The sequence below is a fragment of the Terrabacter sp. Soil810 genome (genome assembly GCF_001429645.1).
Lineage (GTDB): Bacteria > Actinomycetota > Actinomycetes > Actinomycetales > Dermatophilaceae > Terrabacter.
Genome location: NZ_LMSW01000011.1, coordinates 498,725 through 522,737, shown reverse-complemented (window position 1 = coordinate 522,737; position 24,013 = coordinate 498,725). Strand labels below are relative to the sequence as shown.

Here is a 24,013-nt window from a genome sequence, read left to right as displayed (position 1 = left end):
GTCCCCACCACCGTGCACGACGCACACACGACGAGTAGGAACCGATGCCCGAGCTCACCCAGGTCACGCCCGACGAGGGCTCGATCACGATGTTCACGACCACGTGGTGCGGCTACTGCACTCGCCTCAAGGGCCAGCTGGCGCGCGAGGGCGTCCCCTTCACCGAGATCGACCTCGAGGCCTACCCCGAGCACGTCGACTTCGTCGAGCACGTCAACGGTGGCAACCGCACCGTCCCGACCGTCGTCTTCCCCGACGGCTCGGCGGCGACCAACCCGTCGCTGGCCGAGGTGCGTTCGCGCCTCGCGGGCTGACCCGCCGGGCGGACCCGCCGCGCGGACCCGCCGGGCGGACCCCGCTCAGAAGGCGGTGTCCGCGCCCGGCGCGACGACGGACTCGACCGTCTGGCCGAGCCAGTGCTCGATGATCCGCTTGGCGATGGAGATGCCGCTCGGGGTGCGGATCGTCCCGCCGCGCAGCAGGTCGCGGTACTCCTCGCGGCTCACCCAGCGCGCCTCGGCCATCTCGACGGGGTCGATCGTCAGCTCGGTCTCGCGCGTCGTCGCCTCGAACCCGATCATGACCGACGACGGGAACGGCCACGGCTGGTTGCCGAGGTAGCGCACCGCCTCCACCGTGACACCGACCTCCTCGGCGACCTCGCGCGCGACCGCGGACTCGAACGCCTCCCCCGGCTCGACGAAGCCCGCGAGCACCGAGAACCGCCCCTCGGGCCAGTGCGCCCCGCGCCCGAGCAGCAGCCGGTCGTCGGGGTCGACGACCGACATGATGACGGCGGGGTCGGTGCGGGGGTAGTGCTCGCTGCCCTCGCGCGCGCACCGCCGCACCCAGCCGGCCTGCCGGGGCTCGGTCGGCGCCCCGCAGCGGGGGCAGAAGCGGTGGGTCGAGTGCCAGTTGGCCAGTGCCAGCGCGGTCGTGAAGACGCCGGCGTCGCGGGGCGCGAGCGCCTCACCCGCCTGCCGCAGGGTGAGCCAGCCTGCGGACTCCGCTCCCGGACCGTCGCCAGACGGCTCGCTCTCGACCTCCGTCGAGACGACGCCCACGTATGCGGTCCCGTCGCCGTCGCGGCCGAGGTGCAGTCCGAGGCGGGCGTGGTCCTCGGGCTCGGGGGCGCGGGTCAGGAGGGTCAGCGCGTCGTCGCCCGCGTCGTCGACCCGCATCCGGTCGCCCCGGATCTCGGCCACGCGGGTCCGCGGGTCGTCGAGCAGCTCGGTGAGGACATCGGGCCGGCGGCGCTCGAGAGCCACCCGGTCCAGGGAGCTGCGCGAGAGCGCGAGGTCGGCCAGGGTCTCGTCGGTCACTGCCACGCGACCCACCCTAGGGCGGCGAGCCGGCACCGTCGCACCGGTGTCGAGGCTGCACCGAACCGACCGGCGCCGGGCGTCGCCTCCCACGCTCGGCGCGTCCCTCGACCTACGGTGGAGACGTGACGCGCAGCCCGCTCTTCCTCGCCGCCCTGGCGAGCTCGGCCGTGCCGGGCCTCGACCCGGTGACGGTCGAGGGCGTCCCGGGCGAGCCCGGAGACCTCTTCGAGATCGCGTACGTGCAGGACAGCCAGGACCGCCGCTGGGTCGTCAAGGCGCCCTGCACCGCTGCGGCCGGCGCCATGCTCGACGACATCTCGGCGCTGTCGGGCCTGCTCGGGCGGCGGCTCGACGTGGCCATGCCGATGGTCCGCGGACTCGCCCAGGTGCCGGAGGGCCGAGCCGCGGTCTACCTGCGCGTTCCGGGCCGGCCGCTCGACTTCTCCGGGCTCCGGCCCGGGCCCCTGACCGCCGAGGTCGGCCGCACGCTCGCCCACATCCACAACGTCGAGCACCTCCTGTTCGAGGAGGCCGGACGACCCACCTACGACGCCGAGGCCCACCGTCGCCGCCAGCTCTCCGAGCTCGACCGCGCCGCCGCGACCGGGCACGTGCCGACGGGCCTGCTCACGCGGTGGGAACACGCCCTCGAGGACGTCTCGCTGTGGCGCTTCGCTCCCTGCGCGGTGCACGGCACCTTCATCGGCCAGAACGTCCTCGCGTCGTTCGACGACGACGGCGACTCGTCGAGCGGTCACGTCCGTGGCGTGCTCGCCTGGGAGGCCAGCCGCGTCGGCGACGCGGCCGACGACTTCGCCGAGCTCGCCCGCCTCGCGCCCGCCGAGACCCTCGATGCCGTCCTCGAGGCCTACGCCGAGTCGCGCATCGAGCGACCCGACGTGCACCTGGTGCGCCGCGCCCGGCTCGCAGCCGAGATGGCGCCGCTCCGATCCCTGCTCCACGCCCTGGCCTCGGGGCAGCTCGACGTCGTCGAGCGCACCGCCGAGGAGCTGCGCGCCCTGGACGCGCGGGTCGAGGAGGACGACCGCCGTCACGCGCAGGAGGACGCCGAGCGCAGCGAGCGCACGAGGCAGGCGCGTGAGCGCGCGGCGGTCCTCCTCGACCCGGACGACCCCGAGCGGCCCGAGCCGGAGTGGGACGCGACCCAGCCGCACGCGCCCTTCCCGATGCTCGGTGAGACCCAGGCCATCTCCATGACGACCCTGCTCGACGAGCCGCAGGAGTACGTCGCGGGGACGGCCGCCGACTGTTCCGCGCCCTCCCCCGAGCCAGTCACCGGCGACGTCGAGGAGGGGCCGACGTGGGCTCACGCCGACGACCCCGAACCGGAGCCCTCCCCGTGGCCGGAGGGCGCGGAGGAGGACTCGCAACCCGTGCCGGTCATGGCGGCCGATGCCGATGCGTCCACCTTCGAGATCGACGAGGTCGAGGCCCTGCCCGAGGACGCCGACGGAGTGCTCGACCTCCACGAGGGCGCCTCCGACTTCATCGCCGTCGAGCACCGTCCCGAGCACCCGGCCTGACTCCCACTCGACTGGGACGGGGCGCTCACTCGAGTGGCGCTGCTAGTCGGGCAGGGTGCGCAGGAGGTCGACGAGGGCGGGCTCGCCCGGCAGCTCGGGGCGCACCGTGACGCCCTCGCCCGCGTAGTAGAACGCCGCGTCGACGAGCGACGCGTCCACGCCGCGCAGCCGGGCGAACGCCACGGCATACGCGCCGAGCTGGAGGGCACGGACGGTGGCGTCGCGCCCGGTGGGGCGGGCGCCCGTCTTCCAGTCGACGACCGTCCACCCGCCGTCGTCGCGCGGGAAGACGGCGTCGACCCGACCACGGACGGCGATGCCGTCGATGACCGTCTCGATGGACATCTCGATCTCCTCGGGGATGCGGTCGGCCCACTCGCTGGCCAGGAAGCGCTCCTTCATCTCGTCGAGGTCTCCGTCGTCGGCCGCGCCCTCGTCGGCGCTACCGGGGAGGTCGAGCAGGTCGACGAAGGCCGCGCGGGAGTAGTGCTCCTCGATCCACGCGTGGAAGGCCGTCCCCTGTCGGGCGGCGACGGCCGGCGGGCTCGGCATCGGGCGCCGCAGCGACATCGCGAACGCCTCGGCGTCTCGGGCCAGCGAGACGACCGCGGAGGCCGAGAGGTGCCGTGGGACGTCGACGACGGACTCGCCGCGGGATCGACGAGCCGCTTGCTCGGCGAGCAGGATCCGGAGGTCGTCCACGCGCGGGTCACCTGTTGGCACGGTCGGCCCCGCGTCGACCAGAGAGACGATCCGACGGTGCGCGTCGAGCAGTCCGGCACGTCGCACCCCCATCGGGTCGTGGGGCCACAGCTGCGAGATCGGGACGGCGAGGTGGGGGTTGGTCGGCGCCGACGCCTTGCCCTTGTCGTCGACGACCGGCTCCGGAGCAGCAACCCACGCCGTGCGCACGACGGAGCCGGGCGCCGAGTCCTCGACCTCGGCCAGGAAGCGCGAGGGCACCGACAGCGTCTTCTTGGCCGCGCCCCAGAGATGGGTCGTGAGGAGCATCGACGACCGCGCGCGCGTCAGCGCGACGTAGGCGAGACGGCGCTCCTCGGCGACGGCGTGACGCCCGCCGTCGAGGACGAACTCGTCGATCACGGCGCTGAGCGCCTTGCGGTCGGGCACCCCTCGCCAGTCGAGGTGGGGCAGGCCGGCCCGGTCACCGCGCAGGTCGTACGGCAACGAGTCGAGCCCGATGAGCCAGCCCTTGTCCTTGACGTCGCCCGAGCAGGCGTATGCCGTGGGCTCGCTGTCCGCCACAGGTGCGACCGCGGTCGCGCCGTGTGCCGGGAAGACGCCCTCGACGAGAGTCGGCACGGCGACGACGTCCCACTCGAGGCCCTTGGCCGCGTGCACGGTGAGCACCTGCACGGCGTCGGCGTCGGACTCGGTGTGCCCGGCGTCGAGGCCTCGCTCCTGGTCTCGCGCTGCGTCGAGCCAGCTGAGGAAGCCCGAGAGCGTGGGCCGGTCGGCGGTCGTGGCATAGCGAGCCGCGACGTCGGCGAAGGCGTCGAGGTGCACGCGCGCGGTCGACGCCGTGTGCTCGGGACGTGAGAGCACCTCGATGTCCAGACCGATCGCCACCTCGGCCTCCGCGACGAGGTCGACGAGAGGCAGCGCCGTGAGCCGACGCAGCCGGCGCACGACGTCGCCGAGATCGTGCAGCCGGGCCAGGGCCTCGTCGCCGATGCGGGCACCGTCCCGTCCGGTCCAGCCGGCCCGCGGCAGGTCGTCGAGGGCCTCGACGAGGGTGGCGGTGTCGGCGCTGTCGGCCGCGAGGTCGGAGCCGCGCCGGTCGGAGGTGGGCGCGTCGCCCGGCTCGGTCCCGTCGGGTTCCACTGTCGGGTCGGCAGCGCCGTCAGCGCCGGCAGCGCCGGGTTCGACCGTCGCGGCGACCGTCGCGCCACCCGTCGCGGCCCCTGTCGCGGCCGTGGTCGCGGCGGTGCCCCCGACACGCGGCGTCCTGGAGTGCAGCTCGCGCGCCCAGGCCCACAGCCCGGCCAGGTCGGCGGCGCCGAGGCGGACGACGGGCCCGGTGAGCAGGCGCATCAGCTGGTCGCCGCGGCTGGGGTCCTGCACGACCCAGAGGGCGGCGACGAGGTCGCTGACCTCGGGTGTGACGAGCAGTCCACCGAGGCCGACGACCTCGACGGGCAGCTGCCGGCGGCGCAGGGCCTCGAGCACGACCGGGAAGGTCGAGCGTCGCCGGCACAGCACGGCCGCGCTGCGACCGGTGCGGCGTCCGCTCGGGCTGAACCAGTGCGAGGCGATCCAGCCGGCGAGGTGGTCGGCCTCCTCCTCGGCCGTCTCGAGCCGGGCCACCTCGATGGTCCCGACCCCGGCGCCCGGGCGGGGTCGGAGCGGCTGCACGTGCTCGGTCGCGAGCGGCGCGGCGACGGCGTTGGCCGCGTCGAGGATGAGCGAGTCGTTGCGCCAGCTCGTCGAGAGCGGCAGCACGTCGGCCGGGCCCGCCTCGCCGGCGAACTCGGTCGGGAAGCGCAGCAGGGTGGTCGCGCTCGCACCGCGCCAGCCGTAGATCGACTGGTTGGGGTCGCCGACGGCGGTCAGCGCGACGCCAGGGTGGTGGAAGAGCGACCGGAGCAGCTCGAGCTGCGCCTCGGAGGTGTCCTGGAACTCGTCGAGCAGCACAGCCCGGAACCGCTCGCGCTCGATCTCACCGACAGCGGGCACCGAGCGGGTGAGCCGGGCGGCGATGGCCATCTGGTCGGCGAAGTCGAGCGACTCGCGCTTGCGCTTGAGGGCGAGGAAGGCCGAGACGATCGGCAGGACCGTGCGCCGCTCGCGCAGGACGGCGATCGCGTCGCGGGCGGCGGTGAGCGACCCGCGGCCCTCCCCGTCGGGCAGAGCGTCGAGACGCGCGAGCACGGCGTCGAGGTGCTCCATGACCTCGTCGGGCGTGCGCACGTGCTCGGCCATCTCGCCGGCGAGCGCCATGACGGCCTGGATGACGGTGGCCTCGCTCTTGACGACGTCGTCCATGGGCCCGTCCCATCGGGACACCGCCTCGGCCGCGAGCTGCCAGGCGCCGGCTTCGGTGAGGATCCGGAACTCCGGCTCGATGCCCACCCGGAGGGCGTGCTCGCGGACGAGCCGGCCGGCGTACGCGTGGTACGTCGAGACGGTGGGGGTGCCACCGAGCACCTCGGCACCCGTGCCGTCGTCGGCGGGCGGGGTCCAGATGCCGGCGCGCTCGAGGCCCCGCAGTCGTCTGGCGATACGTTGAGAGAGCTCGGCGGCCGCCTTGCGGGTGAAGGTGAGACCGAGCACCTGGTCGGGGTCGACGAGGCCGTTGGCGACGAGCCACACGACGCGCGCGGCCATCGTCTCGGTCTTGCCCGAGCCGGCCCCGGCGACGACGAGCAGCGGCCCGGCACCGGCCTCGATCACCGCAGCCTGCTCGTCGGTGGGCGGCGGCATCTCGAGCGCGGTCGCGATGTCGAAGGCGCTGTGCTGCACGGTCGTCGCCGGCGGAGCCTGTGTCGTCGTCACAGCGCGTCCCCCTCGGGCTGGACGGGGCACGACGACCGCACGGGGCACGTCTCGCACGCCTTGCCCTGAGCCGCCCGGAACTCGCCGGCGCCCATCCCCTCGGCCGTCTGCTCGACGAGCGCCCGCGCCCACGTCGGGTCGTCGCTGCTCGCGAGCGGCGGCTGGGGAAGCACGCTGGGCTTGAGCCCCGACAGGCCGCCCTTGCCGATGAAGACGAGCGCAGCCCCGGCGCTGCGGTCGCCGAGGGCCGGGAAGCCCCCCTCCTCGACGGCCACCTGGTAGGCGCCGAGCTGGCCGTGCTGGGCCAGCTCGGCCCGCGTCGGCTTGGACTTGCCCGTCTTGAGGTCGACGATGCGCACGCGGCCGTCGGCGTCGCGCTCGATGCGGTCGACGCGCCCGGCCACCACGGCGCGTCCGACCTCGACCCGGAAGTCTGTCTCGATGCCGACGCGCTCCCAGTCCCGCTCGGCGCCGTCGCGGTAGGCCGCGAACCGGGCCACCATGTCGTGCGCCTCCTGGTGGGTGCGGTCGGTGACCCAGCCCGGCGTGAGCCCGAGGCGGCCCCAGCGCGCGTCGACCTCGTGCTTCAGCTCGTCGAGCGGAGCGTCGGGCAGCTCCGCGACGATGTCGTGGACGAACGTGCCGACGGAGGCCGCGCCGAGCGAGACGCCCTCGCCGCCGACCGACGTGAGGAACCAGCGCAGCCCGCACTCGGCGAAGTAGGTCACCTTCGACGGCGACACCGGCACGGGCTCGTCGGGCCGACGCACGGGCCGCTCGCTCGTGACGGACCGCAGCGCCCACCACGAGGCCGGGTCGGCCCCGCGTACGCCCTCACGCGCAGCAGCCGCGAGCAGGTTGAGGGCCGGCTCGGCGACGCCCGGCTCGGGGCTCACCGCCTCGCGGCGCAGCTCACCCACGAGCCCGGGCAGGGTCATGGTGCGCGCGACGTCGGAGTGCGGACGCACCTCGTCGGCGAGCCGGGTCGTCGCGGGCGGGTCGACGAGGTCGAGGTAGACCGAGGGTTGCTCGTCCTCGTTGCCGACCGCGGTGACGAGCAGGCGCTCGGTGGCCCGGGTGACGGCGACGAGGAAGAGGCGAGTCTCGTCGTAGCGCACCGCCGCCTGGGCGGCCCGGAAGCCGAGCGGCCGCTGGGCGACGACGTCGACGAGGTCCTCGGACCCCAGGACCGAGCCCCGCAGCCGCAGGTCGGGCCACACGCCCTCCTGGACCCCGGCGACGACGACGATGCGCCACTGGCGGCCGGCGGCGGTCTGAGGTGTCAGCAGCGCGACGCGGCCACCGGACTGGCCGCCGACGAGAAGGGTGTCGCCCGGGACGTCCTGGCCCTGGATGTGCTCGAGGAACTTGTCGGGGCCGGCTGTGGGCAGCCGGTCGACGAAGGCACCCGCGGCGTCGAAGAGCGCGAGCACGGCGTCGAGGTCGCGGTCGGCCCGCTCACCCGACGAGCCACCCGAGAGCGCCTGGCGTCGCCATCCGTCGGCGACCCCCGCACCCTGCCAGACGGCCCAGAGCACCGACTCGGCCGTGACCCCCCGCGCCCATCGGCCGTCGTCGCCGACGCGAGCCGCCGCAGCCCCCGCCGCCAGCGCCGTCGCGATGCGCTCGGCGGGCCGTGCGGTCGACCCCAGCATCCGAGCGCGCGGCACCGACTGCAGCAGCTCGGCGAGCAGCTCGTCGCTGGATCGCCCACCGCCGGAGGCGAGCTCGTCCTGCCGGAGCAGTCGCCGGAGTCGGCGCAGCCCCACGGTGTCGCTCCCCCCGACGGGCGAGAGCACGAGATCGGCTGCGCGCACCGGGTCGATGACGTGGGTCTCGCCGCGATGCTCGGCCCGGGCGATCGCGATGCTCTCCTCGAGCAGGTGCAGCAGCGGGCGGACCGCGCTCTCGTCGCGCACCGGCGTCTCGGCACTGCCGGCCTGGACCGGCACCCCGGCCTGCCCGAGGAGGCGACGCATCGCGTCGGCACGCCCCGAGCCACGCACGATGACGGCCATGTCGGTCCAGGGCACGCCCTCGACGAGGTGGGCCCGGCGCAGCAGGGCCGCCACGTGCGCCGTCTCCTGGGCCGCCGACCGCAGCAGCGCGACCTCGACGGCGCCTCGCGACGGGTCTGCTGTGGCGGGCGTCATCCGGCGCTGCTCACCGCCACCGAGCGCCCCGATGCGCCGCGAGACCCGGTCGGCCACGCCGACCATCGCCTCGCCGAGCCGGTGGGTCCGGTCGAGCACGACGGTCTCGCTCGCACCGTCGCCGGCGTCGTCGATGAGGTCGAAGAGACCGCCGACGAAGCGCGGGTCACGGCCTGCACCCGCGAGGTCGGTCCAGCCGTCGGCGAGGAAGCGCGGGTCGGCGCCGCGGAAGGTCTGGACCGCGACGTCGGGGTCGCCGAGAAGGACCACCCGTGGACCACCGGGTCGGGCGACGACGCGCAGCAGCCGCGCCGCGGCGGACGTCAGCTCCTGGGCCTCGTCGACGACGACGAGGCGGATGCGCTCGTGGAGCCGGTCGAGGGCCGACGGGTCCTCGTCGAGCAGCTCGGCGACGGCCGTGAGCACCCACGCGGGGTCGTAGGAGCCGTGACTGCTGAACGAGGTGACCTGGTCGTACTCGCGCAGCACGTGCGCGGCCGCCGCCCACTCGGGCCGGTCGTGCTCGACCGCGAGCCGGGCGAGGTCGTCGGGAGCCTGCCCCAGCTCGACCGAGCGCATGAGCAGGTCGCGCAGCTCGTTGCGGAAGCCCCGCGTCGCCAGGGCCTCACGCAGCTCCTCGGGCCATGACGGCCCGCGCACCTCACCGGAGGCGTGCCCGGCGAGCAGGTCGCGCAGGATGACGTCCTGCTCCGGTCCGTTGAGCAGGCGCGGTGGCGGGTCGCCCCGAAGCGCCGCCTCGGCCCGCAGGACGCCGAAGCCGAACGCCTGCCACGTGCGCGCGAGCGACTCGGTCGACGTGCCGCCGAGCCGCGCGGTGACCTGCTGGCGCAGCTCGGCCGCTGCGCTGCGGCTCGAGGTCAGCACGAGGCACGAGTCGGCCCGCAGACCCTGCCGGCGCACGGCGTCGACGACCAGCTCGACGGCCACCGTGGACGTGCCCGTGCCGGGGCCGCCGAGGACCCGCAGCACGCGCGCGGACGAGTCGAGGGCGGCCTGCTGGCGCTCGTCGAGCCGCACCTGCACCGGGGCGAGGGCAGGAGCTCGACGGAGGATGACCACCGGAGGATTCCATCACGCCCGACCGACAGCGTGCTCGGGCACAGGGCGTATGCCGCGTGCATCCTCACGTGGGCACGCGAGGGCCCGGGACGGCATACGCCATCCCGGGCCCGGGCGAGGGGTCAGGCCGTCACCTGACGTCGAAGCGGTCGGCCTCCATGACCTGCGACCACGCGGCGACGAAGTCGTGGACGAACTTCTCGGCGGCGTCGTCGCTCGCGTAGACCTCGGCGAGCGCACGCAGCTCGGAGTTGGAGCCGAAGAGCAGGTCGACGCGGCTGGCGGTCCACGTCTGCTCGCCGGCGGCGTTCGTCGCGGTGAACTCGTCGGCACCCTCGCCGACGGGGGTCCACGTCGTGCCGAGCTCGAGCAGGTTGACGAAGAAGTCGTTCGTCAGCGTGCCGACGCGGTCGGTGAGGACGCCGGTCGTCGAGCCGCCGGTGTTGGCGCCGAGGACGCGCAGACCGCCGACGAGCACCGTCATCTGCGGGGCCGAGAGACCGAGCAGGTTGGCGCGGTCGACGAGGAGGTACTCGGCGGGCACGCGACCGGGCTTGCCGACGTAGTTGCGGAAGCCGTCGTGCTTCGGCTCGAGGTAGCCGAACGACTCGACGTCGGTCTGCTCCTGCGAGGCGTCGACCCGACCGGCACGGAAGGGCACCTCGACCGTGACTCCGCCTGCGGCAGCGGCCTGCTCGACCGCGACGTTGCCGCCGAGGACGATGAGGTCGGCGAGCGAGACGGTGGCGCCGCCACGACCGTTGAAGTCGGCCGCGATGTCCTCGAGGGTCCGCAGGACGGTCGCGAGCTCGGCGGGGTCGTTGACGTCCCAGCCGCTCTGCGGCTCGAGGCGGACGCGGGCACCGTTGGCCCCACCGCGCTTGTCGCTGCCGCGGAAGGTCGACGCTGAGGCCCACGCGGCCTTGACGAGCTGGGTCACGGTGAGGTCGGACTCGGCGACGGCCTGCTTGAGCGTCGCGACGTCGTCAGCACCGATCGGCTCACCGGTGGCGGCCGGCAGCGGGTCCTGCCAGAGCAGCTCCTCCTGCGGCACCTCGGGTCCGAGGTAGCGCGCGACCGGGCCCATGTCGCGGTGGGTCAGCTTGAACCAGGCGCGGGCGAAGGCATCGGCGAACTCGGCGGGGTTCTCGTGGAAGCGGCGCGAGATCGTCTCGTATGCCGGGTCGACCCGCAGCGACAGGTCGGTCGTCAGCATCGTGGGCAGTCGCTTGGCGCCGCCCTCGTCGGGCGCCGGGATGATCGCCTCGGCGTCCTTGGCGACCCACTGGGCCGCGCCGGCGGGGCTCTGGGACAGCTCCCACTCGTGGCCGAAGAGCATGTCGAAGAAGCCGTTGTCCCACTGGGTCGGCGTGGGCGTCCACGTGACCTCGATGCCGGAGGTGATGGCGTCCTTGCCCTTGCCGGTGCCGTAGGTGTTGATCCAGCCCAGGCCCTGCTCCTCGAGGCCGGCGGCCTCGGGCTCCTTGCCGACGTACGTCAGCGGGTCGGCGGCGCCGTGCGTCTTGCCGAACGTGTGGCCGCCGGCGATGAGGGCGACCGTCTCCTCGTCGTTCATCGCCATGCGGGCGAAGGTCTCGCGGATGTCGCGGGCCGCGGCGAGCGGGTCGGGGTTGCCGTTGGGGCCTTCGGGGTTGACGTAGATGAGACCCATCTGGACGGCCGCGAGCGGGTTCTCGAGGTCGCGCTCGCCGCTGTAGCGCTCGTCGCCGAGCCACTCGGCCTCCGAGCCCCAGTAGACGTCGGCGTCCGGCTCCCAGACGTCCTCGCGTCCGCCGCCGAACCCGAAGGTCGCAAAGCCCATCGTCTCGAGGGCGACGTTGCCGGTGAGGACCATGAGGTCGGCCCACGAGAGCTTCTGGCCGTACTTCTTCTTGACCGGCCACAGCAGGCGGCGGGCCTTGTCGAGGTTGCCGTTGTCGGGCCAGGAGTTGAGCGGGGCGAAGCGCTGCTGCCCGGCGCCCGCGCCGCCGCGGCCGTCCTGGACCCGGTAGGTGCCGGCGCTGTGCCAGGCCATCCGGATCATGAACGGGCCGTAGTGGCCGAAGTCGGCGGGCCACCACTCCTGCGAGTCGGTGAGCACGGCGGCGATGTCGGCCTTGACGGCGGCGAGGTCGAGGCTCTCGAAGGCCGCGGCGTAGTCGAAGTCGTCACCGAGCGGGTTGGCGACCGCGGGGTTCTTGGCGAGGATCTTGAGGTCGAGGCGGTTCGGCCACCAGTCCTCGTTGCTCGTGCCCGCGGGGCGGGTCGACCGGTCGTGGGCCACGGGGCACTTGCTGGCCTCCGGCTCGTTCATCTCGCCGACTTCGGCGTTGGGCTGGTGGAGCTCAGACACGAGGACGTCCTTCTCTTTCGGGGTGGGCAACTTCAGGAGGCGGCCGCGGCGGCGCACGTGGGGCACACACCCCAGTACGTCACCTCGGCCTCGTCGATCACGAAACCGTGGTGGTCGGATGGCGTGAGGCAGGGGGCGTGGCCGACCGCGCAGTCGACGTCGGCGATGGCGCCGCACGAGCGGCACACGACGTGGTGGTGGTTGTCACCGACACGCACCTCATAGCGGGCGACGGAGCCCGTCGGCTGGATGCGGCGCAGGAGACCGGCGTCGGTGAGAGCGCGCAGGACGTCGTACACGGCCTGGTGCGACACGTCGCCGGCGACCTCACGGACGCGGCGGATGACGGTGTCGGTGTCGGTGTGCGGGTGGTCGTGCAGGACCGTGAGGACGGCGACGCGCTGGCGCGTGACGCGCAGGCCCGACTCGCGCAGCTTCACCTCGACGTCGGCTCCGGTCATGCCACGAGTCTTCCGGCTTGTCTGGAACAAATCAAGTCTTGCTCGCCTGCATCTCGTCCTCGGTCGCATCGGCCGGGTCTCGGTCCCGGCGGCCGAGCCGGTAGAGGTGCCACCCCACGGCCGCCATCCACACCGGGAGCAGGACGCCGTAGACGACGTAGAAGCCCTCGACGACCATGCGCAGCGCCTCGGCCGCGATCCCGAGCACCCCCGCGGCCACGCCCAGACGGGCGACCCAACGGGGGAAGACCCCACGGAGCATGACGACCGAGACGAGGAGGAGCCCGACGGTCGTCAGGGGCCCGACCACCGACGTCGTGCGGTTCTGGGCGATGAGCGTCTCGGCCGCCGTGGCCAGGGCGAGCCGACGTGCCGGGTCGGCCACGACGAACTGGTCGCTGAGGTGGACCAGCGCGGGCGCCCCCGTGGTCGTCGTGGGGATCGTCAGCGTCAGGGCCCAGGCCCCACCCCCGATCGCCGTCCCGAGCGCGGCCAGGCTCCGGTCGAGATGCCTCAGGGCGGGATAGAGCGAGAGGTAGACCACCGCGGCGAACAACCCGGGAACGAGCCAGAGCTGCTGCTGCAGGACGTAGAGCGACCGGTGCGCCGCGATGTGGGCGAGCGTGGCCGCTCCGCCCTCGGTGGGCGCCACGGGGGCCGCGACGGCCAGGACGATGCCGACCACCACCATGACGACGAAGACGCCGGCACAGGCCCCACCGATCCGGTAGAGACGGGCCCAGGACGGGTCCGGCCGGGTCGCCGGACCCTCAGGTGTCGCACTCCTCGGTGCTGAGGCATGCGTGGACGTGACCATCGGATCGGCTCCTCGAGACCTGGCGCGTGGCGACCGCAGCCACGGGCCGCACCCCCACCCTCGCTCCTCACGGCCCGTGCCGGCAGGGTCGAAGGTCCCGGGCCGGGGTCCTGACCCGAGGTCTCGTCAACGCGCGTCAGGCGCCGGCCGCGACGATCTCGACCTCGAAGCCCTCGCCGCTCTCGAGGTAGGCCGCGTAGTGCTGCGGGCCACCGGCATACGGGTGCCTGTCGGGGAACATCAACGTCCACCCGCCCTCGCCGCACGCGTCGACCAGCGAGTCGACCTCGGCGCGCGAGCCACCATGGAAGGCAAGGTGGTTGAGACCTGCGCGCGTGCGCTCGTGACGCCCGGCCACGACGTCCGGACCGGCCTCGACGACGACGTAGAGGGAGCCGAGCTCCCACGCCTGGCCGTGGCCCCAGTCGTCACCGAGGTGGTAGCCGAGCCGCTTGAGCAGCCAGCCCCACTCGCGCTTGGCCGCGACGATGTCGTCGACCCAGATCTCGACGTGGTGCAGGCCGCCGCGCGGGCCCGCTCCCCCGGCCGGGCCGGACGCCGCCGGAGCACCGCCGAAGTCCCATCGGGCCTTGGCCATGTCGGCGCGTCCCCCCTCGACGAGCCCGCGCACCATGGGCGTCCCCTCGGCGCGCCAGTGCTCGAGCGCCTCGTCCTCGAGACCCTGCGGCGGGCGGCCGTCGGAGCGGATGACCCGCCACCACGGCAGGTCGGACCCGTAGCGGCTCATGACGGTGCCGACCGTGCGCGGACCCATGCCACCGAGGCGCCCGGCGATGTCGCCGTACGCGAGAACGCGCCCCTCGGGGATGGTCGCGACGAGGTCGAGCACGCGCTCGGCGTGGTCCTCCAGCGGCAACGGGCGTCCTCTCAGTACTCGGGCTGGCTCGGGTCGATCTCCCGGAGGTAGGCGAGTATGCCGCCCTCGACGTGGGCGACGTCGGTGAGCCCCGCGCGCAGGGCCAGCCGGGTGGCCTCGGCAGAGCGCGCACCCACCTTGCAGTGGATGAGCACCCTTCTGTCAGAGGGCAGCTCGTCGAAGGCCTCACCGGAACGGAAGAGATCGAGGTGGATCGCGACGGCACCGGGGATCGAGGCGATGGCTCGCTCCTCGTCACCGCGGACGTCGACGAGCAGCGGCGGCTCGTCGGCCGCGAGCTCGCCCACCATCTCGTGGACGGTGACCGTCGGGAGGTCACCCTCGTCGTGGGCGGCCGCACCGGGCACGCCACAGAACTCGACGTAGTCGATGAGCTCGGTGACGGTCGGGTCGTCGCCGCAGACCGGGCATTCGGGGTCCGCTCTGACCGTCAGGGTGTCCCACGTCTGGCGCAGCGCGTCGTGCACCATGAGCCGCCCCACGAGCGGCTCGCCGATGCCGAGCAGGAGCTTGATCGCCTCGGTCGACTGGACCGAGCCGATGGCGGCGCACAGCACGCCCAGCACCCCGCCCTCGGCGCAGCTCGGCACCGAGCCGGGCGGCGGCGGGTCGGGGAAGACGCAGCGGTAGCAGGGGCCCTGACCGGCCCACCACACCGAGACCTGGCCGTCGAAGCGCAGGATCGATCCCCACACGTGCGGCTTGCCGAGCATGACGCAGGCGTCGTTGACGAGGTAGCGCGTCGGGAAGTTGTCGGTGCCGTCGACGACGAGGTCGTAGTCACCGATGATCCCGAGGGCGTTGGCCGAGTCGAGGGCCACGTCGTGGCGGACCACCTCGACGTGCGGGTTGACGCGGTGGACGGCTGCCTCGGCGGACTCGGTCTTGGGCCGGCCGATGTCGGCGTCCGAGTGGATGACCTGGCGGTGCAGGTTGGTGAGGTCGACGACATCGGCGTCGACGACACCGATGGTGCCGACACCGGCTGCGGCGAGGTAGAGCAGCGCGGGCGACCCGAGGCCTCCGGCACCGACGACGAGCACCCGGGCGGCGGCGAGGCGTTCCTGCCCGTCGCGGCCGACATCGGGCAGCAGCACGTGACGGGCGTACCTCGTCGTCTCGGCCTTGCTGAGGGCCCGACCCGTCTTGACCAGCGGATCCGTCGACATGCCCTCACCGTACTGCTCGGTATGGTGAGACGGACACGGTCGTCTGCGGGGGCGGACGCCGAGACCGACGAGAAGACGCGTCCACACCCGAAGAGGATCCGCATGGCAGACGAGACCACCCCGCCCGGCCGCGGCCAGCGGCTGCCCCGATCCGAGAGGCGCGCCCAGCTGCTCGACGCCGCCCTGGGCGTCTTCGTCGAGAACGGCTACCACGCCGCTGCGATGGACGACATCGCAGCCCGGGCCGGGGTCTCCAAGCCGGTGCTCTACCAGCACTTCCCCGGCAAGCTCGAGCTCTACCTCGCGCTCATCGACCAGCACACGGGCGAGCTCGAGCAGCTCGTCCGCGACGCCCTCGCGCTCTCGGACAACAAGGCGCGCATCAACACGATGACCCGTGCCTACTTCGACTTCGTCGGGCAGGAGGGCGCGGCCTTCCGGCTCATCTTCGAGTCCGACCTCGCCAACGAGCCCGAGGTGCGCAAGCGTCTCGACCAGATCGACCTCACGTGCGCCGAGGCGATGGCCGAGATCATCCGCAGCGAGACCTCGATGGACCAGGAGGAGGCCGTCCTCGTCGGCGTGGCCTTCGTCGGCCTGGCGCAGACCTCGGCACGCCACTGGCTCACCCACGAGGCGACGCTCTCGAAGGAGACGGCCGTGCGCCTCACCGCCGCGCTCATCCGGCGTGGCTTCGGCGCCTTCCCGGCCGTCGGCCGGGGCGAGGGCCGCGGCGACGAGGGCGACAGGCCCGGTGGCGCGGCCAGGGAATCGGTCGGCACTCCCGCTCGTTAAGGTGACGACAGGACGTGGTCGACCGCGTCCACCAGAACTGAGAAAGCAGGTTTGACGTGGAGGTCCGCATCGGCGTGCAGAACGTGGCACGCGAGATCACCTTCGAGACGACCCAGAGCAGCGAAGAGATCTTCGCCGCCGTCAAGGCGTCGCTCGGCTCCGAGGCCCTCGAGCTCGTCGACGACAAGGGCGGTCGCATCATGGTGCCCTCCGCCTCGATCGGCTACGTGACGACCGGTGCGGAGCGCAAGTCGGGCGTCGGCTTCGGCGCTCATTGAACGCGTCCGAGGAGCACTCCCCTGCAAGCAGTCCCGGCGTCGGCCACGGCATCACCGCCGACTGACCACGAGTGACACGGGCTGACGGAGGCCGCCGACCGACACGGTCGGCGGCCTTCGTCATGCCTCCGCTCCCACCCGCACGCGAGGCCGGCCGACGCGGGTGTGGCCCGAGGCCGTCATGCGGGTACAAGGTGGAGGAACGAGCCGGGAACGCCCGGTCGTCGCCGCCCGCGCAGCGGGCTCGAAGGAGGAAGCGTAGACATGATCGGAACCATCCTTGCCGCCCTCGTCGCGGGTGCGATCGTGGGACCGCTCGCCCGGTTTGTGCTCCCCGGCAAGCAGCACATGAGCGTCCTGCTCACCGTGGTCCTCGGCGCCGTCGGCTCACTCATCGGCGCGTTCATCTACTACAAGGCCACGGGCGTCAGTGACACCAAGGGGATCGACTGGATCTCCGGCCTCATCGGTGTCGTCGTCGCCGCCGCGCTCATCGTCGGCTACGGCATGGTCACCGGCAACCGCCAGACGCGCTGACGCTCCCGACGAGCCTCCGACGGAGGTCTCGTCACCTTCGTCCCCTCGCGGGCGAAACCCGGTGGAAATGGCACGCGCCACATCCACCACACCAGCCCCACGCGGTGGGACATTGATCTCGTCGCATGTGTTGTCCGCACCCCTCGCGGACCAAGAGGCCGTCCGAACGGCGGCCAGAAGGAGCGTCACATGATCGGAACAATCATCGGGGCCATCATCGTGGGTGCCATCATCGGTGCCCTCGGCCGCCTCATCCTGCCGGGCAAGCAGAACATCTCGCTCGTCATGACGATCCTCATCGGCATCGTCGCCAACGTCGTCGTGACGTTCGTCGTGCGCCAGCTCGGCTACTCGAACAGCTCGGGTATCGCCTGGATCCCGCTGATCCTCGGCGCCATCGTCGCCGCGCTCATCATCGTGCTCTACGGCCGGATGACCAGCAAGTCGGTCTGACCGACCCTGCGACCGAAGGGCCCGACCGCATGCGGTCGGGCCCTTCGGCGTGTCCGGTGCACCCGTCGCTGCCCACGCTGGTTTCGTATGCCGTCTCCCCCGCCCCCTTGGACGGGTGCACTCACGCATCGGCCGGGAGGGCGGCATACGCCCGCTCAGGCCGAGAGGCCGAGGCGCTCCATGCGGCGGGAGTGCTCGTCGGTGAGGCGGGCGAACATGCGGCCGAGCTCTGCGAGGTCGGCGCCGGCCCGGCCCGGTGCGCCGACGAGGATGCTCGCGAGCGCGTCGCGCTCGACACCGACCCGCTGGGCCTGGGTGATCGCCTCGCCGACGAGGCGGCGCCCCCAGAGCGCCAGCCGGCCGGCGAGGCGCGGGTCCGCGGCGATCGCCTCGCGCACGACGGTGACCGCGAACTCGGCCTGCCCCGTGTCCTCGAGGACGCTGACGACGAGCGCCCGCGTGTCCTCGTCGACGTAGCGCGAGATCTCCCGGTAGAAGTCCTGGGCGATGCCCTCACCGACGTAGGCCTTGACGAGGCCTTCGAGGAAGTCGGACGCGGCCGTGCGCTCGTGGAAGGCATCGACGGCAGCCACGAACGGCTCCATGGCCGTCTCCGGCTCGACGCCGAGGGACTGGAGGCGCTCGGTGAGCACCGAGTAGTTCTTCAGCTCGTGGGCGGCGAGGACCGCGAGTGCCGACTTGTGGTGCAGCGTCGGTGCGAGCTCGGCGTCCTTGGCGAGCTGGCTGAACGCACGCAGCTCGCCGTACGCCAGCGCCCCGAGCAGGTCGGTGACGGCGGCGAGGTAGCGGGGCTCGTCGGCGCTCTCACCCGCCAGGTCGACGGAGGGTCCGGGCGTCGCGTCGTCGCTCATGCGCCCAATCTAGTGAACGAGTTCGGGCGTTCTGCCCGCATGCCGGTAGACTGGGCTTGACAACTCGGTGCCCGGTCGGCCCGATGGTTTGCCCAGATGGTGCTCGCGGAGTCTCCGCGCACCGGTGGAGCCCGCACAGCGCGAGAGCCACCCACCGTCCCTGACAGTCTCCGATCGGCCCGTCACGCGCCACTGAGCTCCCGCACCGTCGGGGTGCTCGTGCCGATCGAGAGATGCCCATGACCCAGCCCCACGAGACCCCCGCCGACGCGGGGGTTGCCACGGACGCGCCCGAGCCCACCGTCGCCGAGACGGTCGAGCCGACGACTCCCGAGGCCCCGGCGGAGCAGACCGAGGTGGCCGAGCCGGCCGCCGAGCCGGTCGCCCCCGAGCTGACCTTCGCCGACTTCGACGTCCACCCCGACATCGTCGCCTCGCTCGCCGAGCACGGCATCGTCCACCCCTTCCCCATCCAGGCCATGACCCTGCCCGTCGCCCTGGGCGGCCACGACATCATCGGCCAGGCCAAGACCGGCACCGGCAAGACGCTCGGGTTCGGCGTGCCGATCCTCAACCGGGTGCTCGCCCCCGGCGACGCCGGCTTCGACGAGCAGGCCCGTCCCGGCAAGCCGCAGGCCCTCGCCGTGGCCCCGACGCGCGAGCTCGCCGTGCAGGTCGCGAGCGACCTCCAGCGGGCCGGTCGCAAGCGCGGCGTCCGCGTGCTCACCGTCTACGGCGGGCGCGCCTACGAGCCGCAGATCGAGGCCCTCAAGAACGGCGTCGAGGTCGTCGTCGGCACGCCCGGCCGCCTCATCGACCTGGCCAAGCAGGGCCACCTCGACCTGTCGCAGGCGCGCACGGTCGTGCTCGACGAGGCTGACGAGATGCTCGACCTGGGCTTCCTGCCCGACGTCGAGACCCTCATGTCCCTGACGCCGGCGTCGCGCCAGACGATGCTCTTCTCGGCGACGATGCCGGGCGCCATCGTGGCCCTCGCCCGCCGCTACATGACGCAGCCGACGCACATCCGCGCGATGGGCGACGACACCGAGAACGCGCACACCGTCAAGGCGGTCGAGCAGTTCGTCTACCGCGCGCACGCCATGGACAAGGTCGAGATGCTCTCGCGCATGCTGCAGGCCACCGGCCGTGGCCTGACGATCATCTTCAGCCGCACCAAGCGCACCGCCGCCAAGGTCTCCGACGAGCTCGTCGAGCGGGGCTTCGCGGCCGCCGCGATCCACGGCGACCTCGGCCAGGGCGCCCGTGAGCAGGCGCTGCGGGCCTTCCGCAACGGCAAGGTCGACATCCTCGTCGCGACCGACGTCGCGGCCCGCGGCATCGACGTCGAGAACGTCACGCACGTCATCAACTACCAGTGCCCCGAGGACGAGAAGACCTACCTGCACCGCATCGGCCGCACGGCCCGAGCCGGCAACACCGGTGTCGCGGTGACCTTCGTCGACTGGGACGACCTCCACCGCTGGGCGCTCATCAACAAGACGCTCGACCTCGGGATCCCCGAGCCGCAGGAGACCTACTCGAGCTCCGACCACCTCTACACCGACCTCGACATCCCGACCGACGCCAAGGGTCGCCTGCGTCGCTCGCAGCAGAAGCTCGCGGGCCTCGGCGCCGAGGAGATCGAGGACCTCGGCGAAACCGGCAAGCGCCACGGCAAGTCCGGCGCCGGTTCCGGCCCGGGTCGTGGCGACCGTGACCGTGGCGGCGACCGCGACCGTGGCGGCGAGCGTGGGCGTTCGCGTTCCGACCGGACCCGTGGCGACGCCGACGCGGGCGGGTCGTCCGACTCCGGCGACTCCGGCGACTCCGGCGACTCCACCGCCGAGGCCGGCGAGAGCCGTCCCCGTCGCAGCCGCAACCGCCGTCGTACGCGTGGTGCCGGGGCCGCGGGCGCCGGCACCGAGTCGTCGGCTCCCGCCGGCAGCGGGTCCGACGCCGGGTCCGACGGACAGTCCGACGCCGCCGAGGGCGGGTCGCGTCCGCCGCGCCGTCGCCGTCGGGGCGGGGCCGGTCGGGGCGGCGCCGCACGTGGCGAGGCCGCGCCCGCGACCACTGCGGCCGAGTGACGCCGCGACGTCGAGCCGCCTCGGCTGACGTCGCACGCAACACGTGAGGGGCCCGGGCGGTCGACACCACACGGTGTCCCGCCCGGGCCTTCGCACGTCCCCCACGAGTCGGCCACGCCGACCCGGTCCACGGTGCGGTCGGCCCGTGGCTGTGCGGCGGCACGCTCCTACGCTGGTGGGAGAAGGCAGCACCGAGGGAGGCCACCACCATGAAGCTCCACGACGGCATCGACGAGCGCCTGCGCGCCTTCATCGAGTCGCAGCACCTCTTCTTCGTGGCGACGGCGCCGCTCGCCGCCGACGGTCACGTCAACCTCTCCCCCAAGGGCCTCGACGGCACCTTCGTCGTGCTCGGCGAGCACGAGGTCGCCTACCTCGACCTCACGGGCAGCGGCTCCGAGACGGTCGCGCACCTGCGGGAGAACGGTCGCATCACCGTGATGTTCTGCGCCTTCGAGGGCCCGCCGAACATCGTGCGGCTGCACGGGACCGGGCGCTACGTCGCGCTCGGTGAGGCCGGGTTCGACGCGTACCGCGCGCTCTTCGCCGACCACGCCGGCGCCAGAGGTGTCGTGGTCGTCGACGTCGAGCGCGTCTCCGACTCGTGCGGGTACGCCGTCCCCTTCATGAGCCACGAGGGTGACCGCGACCTGCTGACCCGGTGGGCGGGCAACCGCGGCGACGAGGGCCTGGCGACCTACCGCGCCGAGAAGAACGCCACGTCCATCGACGGCCTCCCGGCTCTCGACCCGTCCACGCCCGCCCCCGCCCCCGCCCCCGCCCCCGCCCCCGCCCCCGCCCCGAGCTGACGCAACACACCGTGTAGGTCACAACACCCCGGGATCGGATCCCGGGGTGTTGTGACCTACACGGTGTGTTGCGGCGGGGGCGGTGGTCTGTCAGGCCTTGGGGAGATCAGGCGTTGATCGTCGCGGTGTCGATGACGAAGCGGTAGCGCACGTCGCCGGCGACGACGCGCTCGTAGGCCGCGTCGACCTCGTCGGCCGAGATCTTCTCGATCGTCGCGCCGATGCGGTGCTCGGCGCAGAAGGCCAGCATCTCGGCCGTGGCGGGGATGCCGCCGATGTTCGAGCCGGCCACGACACGGCTGCCGCCGACGACGGCGCCGGGGGCGAAGTCGTAGTTGCCCGTGGGGAGTCCGACGTTCGCGATGACGCCGAGGGGCCGCAGCAGGCCGATGTAGGTCTGCATGGGCAGGTCCGCGCTGACCGTGTTGATGATGATGTCGAAGCTGCCCTTGAGGCTCGTCAGGACACCCTCGTCACCGGTGGCGTGGTAGCTCGTGGCGCCGAGGGCCTCGCCGTCGCCCTTCTTGGCGTCGGTGCGGCTCAGCACGCTGACCTCGGCACCCATCGCGGCGGCGAGCTTGACGGCCATGTGGCCCAGACCGCCGAGACCGATGACGGCGACCTTCTTGCCCGGGCCGGCCCCCCAGCGCTTGAGCGGCGACCACACGGTGATGCCGGCGCACAGCAGCGGCGCCGCGACGTCGAGCTCGATGCCGTCGGGGATACCGACGGCGAAGCGCTCGGAGACGACGACCTGCTGGGCGTAGCCACCCTTGGTCGGCTCGCCGTCGTAGCCCTTGCCGTTGTAGGTCATGACGGCGCCCTGGGAGCAGAACTGCTCCTCGCCGTTCTTGCAGAACTCGCACTCGCCGCAGGAGTCGACCATGCAGCCCACGCCGACGCGGTCGCCGACCTGGTACTTCGTCACGCCGTCGCCGACGGCCGACACGACACCGGCGATCTCGTGGCCGGGGACCATGGGAAAGATCGCGCTGCCCCACTCCTCGCGGACCTGGTGGATGTCGCTGTGGCAGATGCCCGCGAACCTGATGTCGATGAGGACGTCGTCGTCACGCAGGTCGCGGTGCTCGACGGTCCCGGCCTCGAAGGCGGCTCCGGCGCTCGGTGCGACCAGGGCGGAGGTGGAAATCAACGGGTTTCTCCTTCGTGGTGGGTGGCGACGCTCTCGGGTGCAGCGCAGCCTCACCACGGTTCATTCCCCGTCGGCGAGTCGGGTCGAACCTCTGGGACCCGCGTCAGAGCCTCTCGAGCAGCGACGTCGCGACGTCGCGGTAGGCCTGGGCGCCCTTGGACGTGCGGGCCGTCGAGAGGATCGAGCGACCGACGGCCGGGGCCTCGGCGAAGCGCACCGTCTTGGGGATCGGCGGCTCGAGGACCGGCAGGTCGTAGCGCTCCCCGACGTCGGCGAGCACCTCGCGGGCGTGGTTGCTGCGTCCGTCGAAGAGGGTCGGCAGGATCCCCCACACCTCGAGGTCCCGGTTGAGGATCTTCTGCACGTCGGCGACGGTGTCGAGCAGCTGCCCGACGCCGCGGTGGCTGAGCATCTCGCACGGCATCGGGATGATGAGGGCGTCGGCCGCGGTGAGCGCGTTGAGCGTCAGCACCCCGAGGCTCGGCGAGCAGTCGAGGAGCACGACGTCGTATGCCGTGTCAACGCCTTCGAGGGCCGAGCGCAGGACGTACTCGCGGCCGGGACGCGGCAGGAGCATGGCCTCGGCGCCGGCGAGGTCGATGGCCGACGGCACGAGGTCGAGCCCCTCCTCGCAGGTGACGACGACGTCGCCGATCTCGGCGGAGCCGGTGAGGACGTCGTGGATCGACCGCTCGACGGTGTCGGGGTCGACGCCGAGGGAGAAGGTGAGGCAGGCCTGCGGGTCGAGGTCGACGAGCAGGACCCGCCGGCCGAGCTCGGCGAGCGCGGCACCGATGCTCGCGACCGACGTCGTCTTGGCGACGCCGCCCTTCTGGTTGGCCAGTGCCACGACGGTCGGAGCTCTCTTCACGTCGCTGCTGCGGCTGCGGGTCGCCATGCCCGACAGTGTGTCAGGCGCGGGGGCCCGGGATGAACAGGACGTCCGTCGTGCTCCGAAGGTCGCGGACGTCCACCCGGTCGCCGTTCACGAGGGTGGTCTCGTAGCCGAGCGCCCTCAGCGCGTCGAAGGCTGCCAGCTCCTGCGGCCACTCCGGGTGCCCGGCACCCCAACCGATCTCGCAGAGGATGACCGGCAGTGGTGACCACAGCGCGATGGACGGCAGCATCCCCTCGAGCACGAGGTACTCCGCACCTTCGACGTCGATCTTGACCAGGTCGGGCACCTCCGTGATCGCGAGACCGTCGAACCGGGCGACCTCGATGTCGACCGGGATCATGGCCTTGCCGCGGGCCTTCTGCTCGACCATGGTGTTCCAGCCGAGGTTGCCGTCGCTCGAGACGAAGATCTCGAGGTGCGAGTCGGCGTCGCTCAGGCCGACACCGTGGACGGTCGCTTCGCACGACAGCTCGTCCGCTGTCAGGGCACAGAGCTCGGCCAGGTTGGGAACAGGCTCAAACAGGTGAGCCCGACCCGAGAAGCCGGTTCGCTCGACCAACACCTTCGTGAAGAAGCCCACATTGGCTCCGACATCGAAGAGCACGCCGTCGGTCGGTAGGTAAGCCGACACGGCGTCCGCCAAGGTCTCATAGCCGGCGCGTCTCTTCTCGAAGAACGCGTTGGCCCGGTCCAGGTCGACAGTCTGTGCCGTGAGAGCGGCCGCCGCACCAGGCTTCAACCCGACCGAAGGGGCAGAAGGGGCAGAACGTGCCGGCGCCGCGGGCGAGGCTCTGCCTGAGCGCACGAGGCGC

20 protein-coding genes are annotated in these 24,013 nt (G+C 72.8%); 8 read left to right on the top strand and 12 right to left on the bottom strand.

Annotated features, from left to right (window positions below):
- Window positions 1-44: 44 nt before the first annotated feature.
- Entirely contained in the window at window positions 45-314 is a 270-nt protein-coding gene (locus ASG96_RS08325; RefSeq protein ID WP_056753197.1) for a mycoredoxin, read from the top strand.
- Between the two features lie 45 nt (window positions 315-359).
- Here ASG96_RS08325 and nudC read toward each other — a convergent pair whose 3' ends face one another.
- Window positions 360-1,328, bottom strand: coding sequence for an NAD(+) diphosphatase (gene nudC, locus ASG96_RS08320; RefSeq protein WP_369793573.1), 969 nt, complete (start codon window positions 1,326-1,328; stop codon window positions 360-362).
- 119 nt (window positions 1,329-1,447) lie between these two features.
- Here nudC and ASG96_RS08315 point away from each other — a divergent pair, with 119 nt between their 5' ends.
- The gene (locus ASG96_RS08315; RefSeq protein WP_057587713.1) at window positions 1,448-2,869 is read left to right on the top strand and encodes a phosphotransferase; all 1,422 of its coding nucleotides are present in this window, start codon (window positions 1,448-1,450) and stop codon (window positions 2,867-2,869) included.
- Window positions 2,870-2,911: 42 nt separating this feature from the next.
- Here the strand turns inward: ASG96_RS08315 and ASG96_RS08310 are convergent, their stop codons facing one another.
- The 7 genes from ASG96_RS08310 to moeB form a co-directional block, all read right to left on the bottom strand.
- Window positions 2,912-6,385, bottom strand: coding sequence for an ATP-dependent DNA helicase (locus ASG96_RS08310; protein ID WP_056753189.1), 3,474 nt, complete (start codon window positions 6,383-6,385; stop codon window positions 2,912-2,914).
- Entirely contained in the window at window positions 6,382-9,618 is a 3,237-nt protein-coding gene (locus tag ASG96_RS08305; protein WP_057587712.1) for an ATP-dependent DNA helicase, read from the bottom strand. The genes ASG96_RS08310 and ASG96_RS08305 overlap by 4 nt, the downstream gene beginning before the upstream one ends.
- A 130-nt stretch (window positions 9,619-9,748) precedes the next feature.
- Window positions 9,749-11,932, bottom strand: a complete 2,184-nt coding sequence (katG, locus tag ASG96_RS08300; protein ID WP_157610878.1) for a catalase/peroxidase HPI — start codon at window positions 11,930-11,932, stop codon at window positions 9,749-9,751.
- Window positions 11,933-12,003: 71 nt separating this feature from the next.
- Complete coding sequence (locus tag ASG96_RS08295; RefSeq protein ID WP_056753179.1) at window positions 12,004-12,432, bottom strand: Fur family transcriptional regulator; 429 nt, start codon at window positions 12,430-12,432, stop codon at window positions 12,004-12,006.
- Between the two features lie 31 nt (window positions 12,433-12,463).
- Window positions 12,464-13,249 carry a DUF4386 domain-containing protein gene (locus tag ASG96_RS08290; protein WP_057587711.1) on the bottom strand — a complete coding sequence of 262 codons (786 nt, stop codon included), beginning with the start codon at window positions 13,247-13,249 and terminating at the stop codon, window positions 12,464-12,466.
- A gap of 136 nt (window positions 13,250-13,385) precedes the next feature.
- Entirely contained in the window at window positions 13,386-14,126 is a 741-nt protein-coding gene (locus ASG96_RS22625) for an MGMT family protein (protein WP_082591691.1), read from the bottom strand.
- Between the two features lie 11 nt (window positions 14,127-14,137).
- Window positions 14,138-15,316 carry a molybdopterin-synthase adenylyltransferase MoeB gene (moeB, locus tag ASG96_RS08280; protein ID WP_057587710.1) on the bottom strand — a complete coding sequence of 393 codons (1,179 nt, stop codon included), beginning with the start codon at window positions 15,314-15,316 and terminating at the stop codon, window positions 14,138-14,140.
- Between the two features lie 102 nt (window positions 15,317-15,418).
- Here moeB and ASG96_RS08275 point away from each other — a divergent pair, with 102 nt between their 5' ends.
- From ASG96_RS08275 to ASG96_RS08260, 4 genes are all read left to right on the top strand, one after another.
- Window positions 15,419-16,111 carry a TetR/AcrR family transcriptional regulator gene (locus tag ASG96_RS08275; protein ID WP_057587709.1) on the top strand — a complete coding sequence of 231 codons (693 nt, stop codon included), beginning with the start codon at window positions 15,419-15,421 and terminating at the stop codon, window positions 16,109-16,111.
- A gap of 56 nt (window positions 16,112-16,167) precedes the next feature.
- Window positions 16,168-16,389, top strand: coding sequence for a DUF3107 domain-containing protein (locus ASG96_RS08270; RefSeq protein WP_056753170.1), 222 nt, complete (start codon window positions 16,168-16,170; stop codon window positions 16,387-16,389).
- 264 nt (window positions 16,390-16,653) lie between these two features.
- On the top strand, window positions 16,654-16,926 hold the full coding sequence (locus ASG96_RS08265) for a GlsB/YeaQ/YmgE family stress response membrane protein (RefSeq protein WP_056753166.1): 273 nt from the start codon (window positions 16,654-16,656) through the stop codon (window positions 16,924-16,926).
- Window positions 16,927-17,115: 189 nt separating this feature from the next.
- Complete coding sequence (locus ASG96_RS08260) at window positions 17,116-17,379, top strand: hypothetical protein (protein ID WP_056753163.1); 264 nt, start codon at window positions 17,116-17,118, stop codon at window positions 17,377-17,379.
- 155 nt (window positions 17,380-17,534) lie between these two features.
- Here ASG96_RS08260 and ASG96_RS08255 read toward each other — a convergent pair whose 3' ends face one another.
- Entirely contained in the window at window positions 17,535-18,251 is a 717-nt protein-coding gene (locus ASG96_RS08255) for a ferritin-like fold-containing protein (protein ID WP_057587708.1), read from the bottom strand.
- A gap of 239 nt (window positions 18,252-18,490) precedes the next feature.
- On the opposite strand from ASG96_RS08255, the gene ASG96_RS08250 reads away from it, so the two are divergent.
- Both ASG96_RS08250 and ASG96_RS08245 read left to right on the top strand, forming a co-directional pair.
- Window positions 18,491-20,341 (top strand): DEAD/DEAH box helicase, encoded by a 1,851-nt coding sequence (locus ASG96_RS08250; RefSeq protein ID WP_057587707.1) that lies wholly within the window; start codon window positions 18,491-18,493, stop codon window positions 20,339-20,341.
- A gap of 209 nt (window positions 20,342-20,550) precedes the next feature.
- Window positions 20,551-21,150 (top strand): pyridoxamine 5'-phosphate oxidase family protein, encoded by a 600-nt coding sequence (locus tag ASG96_RS08245; RefSeq protein ID WP_057587706.1) that lies wholly within the window; start codon window positions 20,551-20,553, stop codon window positions 21,148-21,150.
- Window positions 21,151-21,256: 106 nt separating this feature from the next.
- Here the strand turns inward: ASG96_RS08245 and ASG96_RS08240 are convergent, their stop codons facing one another.
- The 3 genes from ASG96_RS08240 to ASG96_RS08230 form a co-directional block, all read right to left on the bottom strand.
- A complete protein-coding gene (locus ASG96_RS08240) occupies window positions 21,257-22,303 on the bottom strand; it encodes an NAD(P)-dependent alcohol dehydrogenase (RefSeq protein ID WP_057587705.1) in 1,047 nt (348 codons plus the stop codon).
- Between the two features lie 103 nt (window positions 22,304-22,406).
- Complete coding sequence (locus tag ASG96_RS08235; protein WP_056753149.1) at window positions 22,407-23,201, bottom strand: ParA family protein; 795 nt, start codon at window positions 23,199-23,201, stop codon at window positions 22,407-22,409.
- 13 nt (window positions 23,202-23,214) lie between these two features.
- Entirely contained in the window at window positions 23,215-23,832 is a 618-nt protein-coding gene (locus ASG96_RS08230; protein WP_162262031.1) for an FkbM family methyltransferase, read from the bottom strand.
- Between the last annotated feature and the right edge of the window lie 181 nt (window positions 23,833-24,013).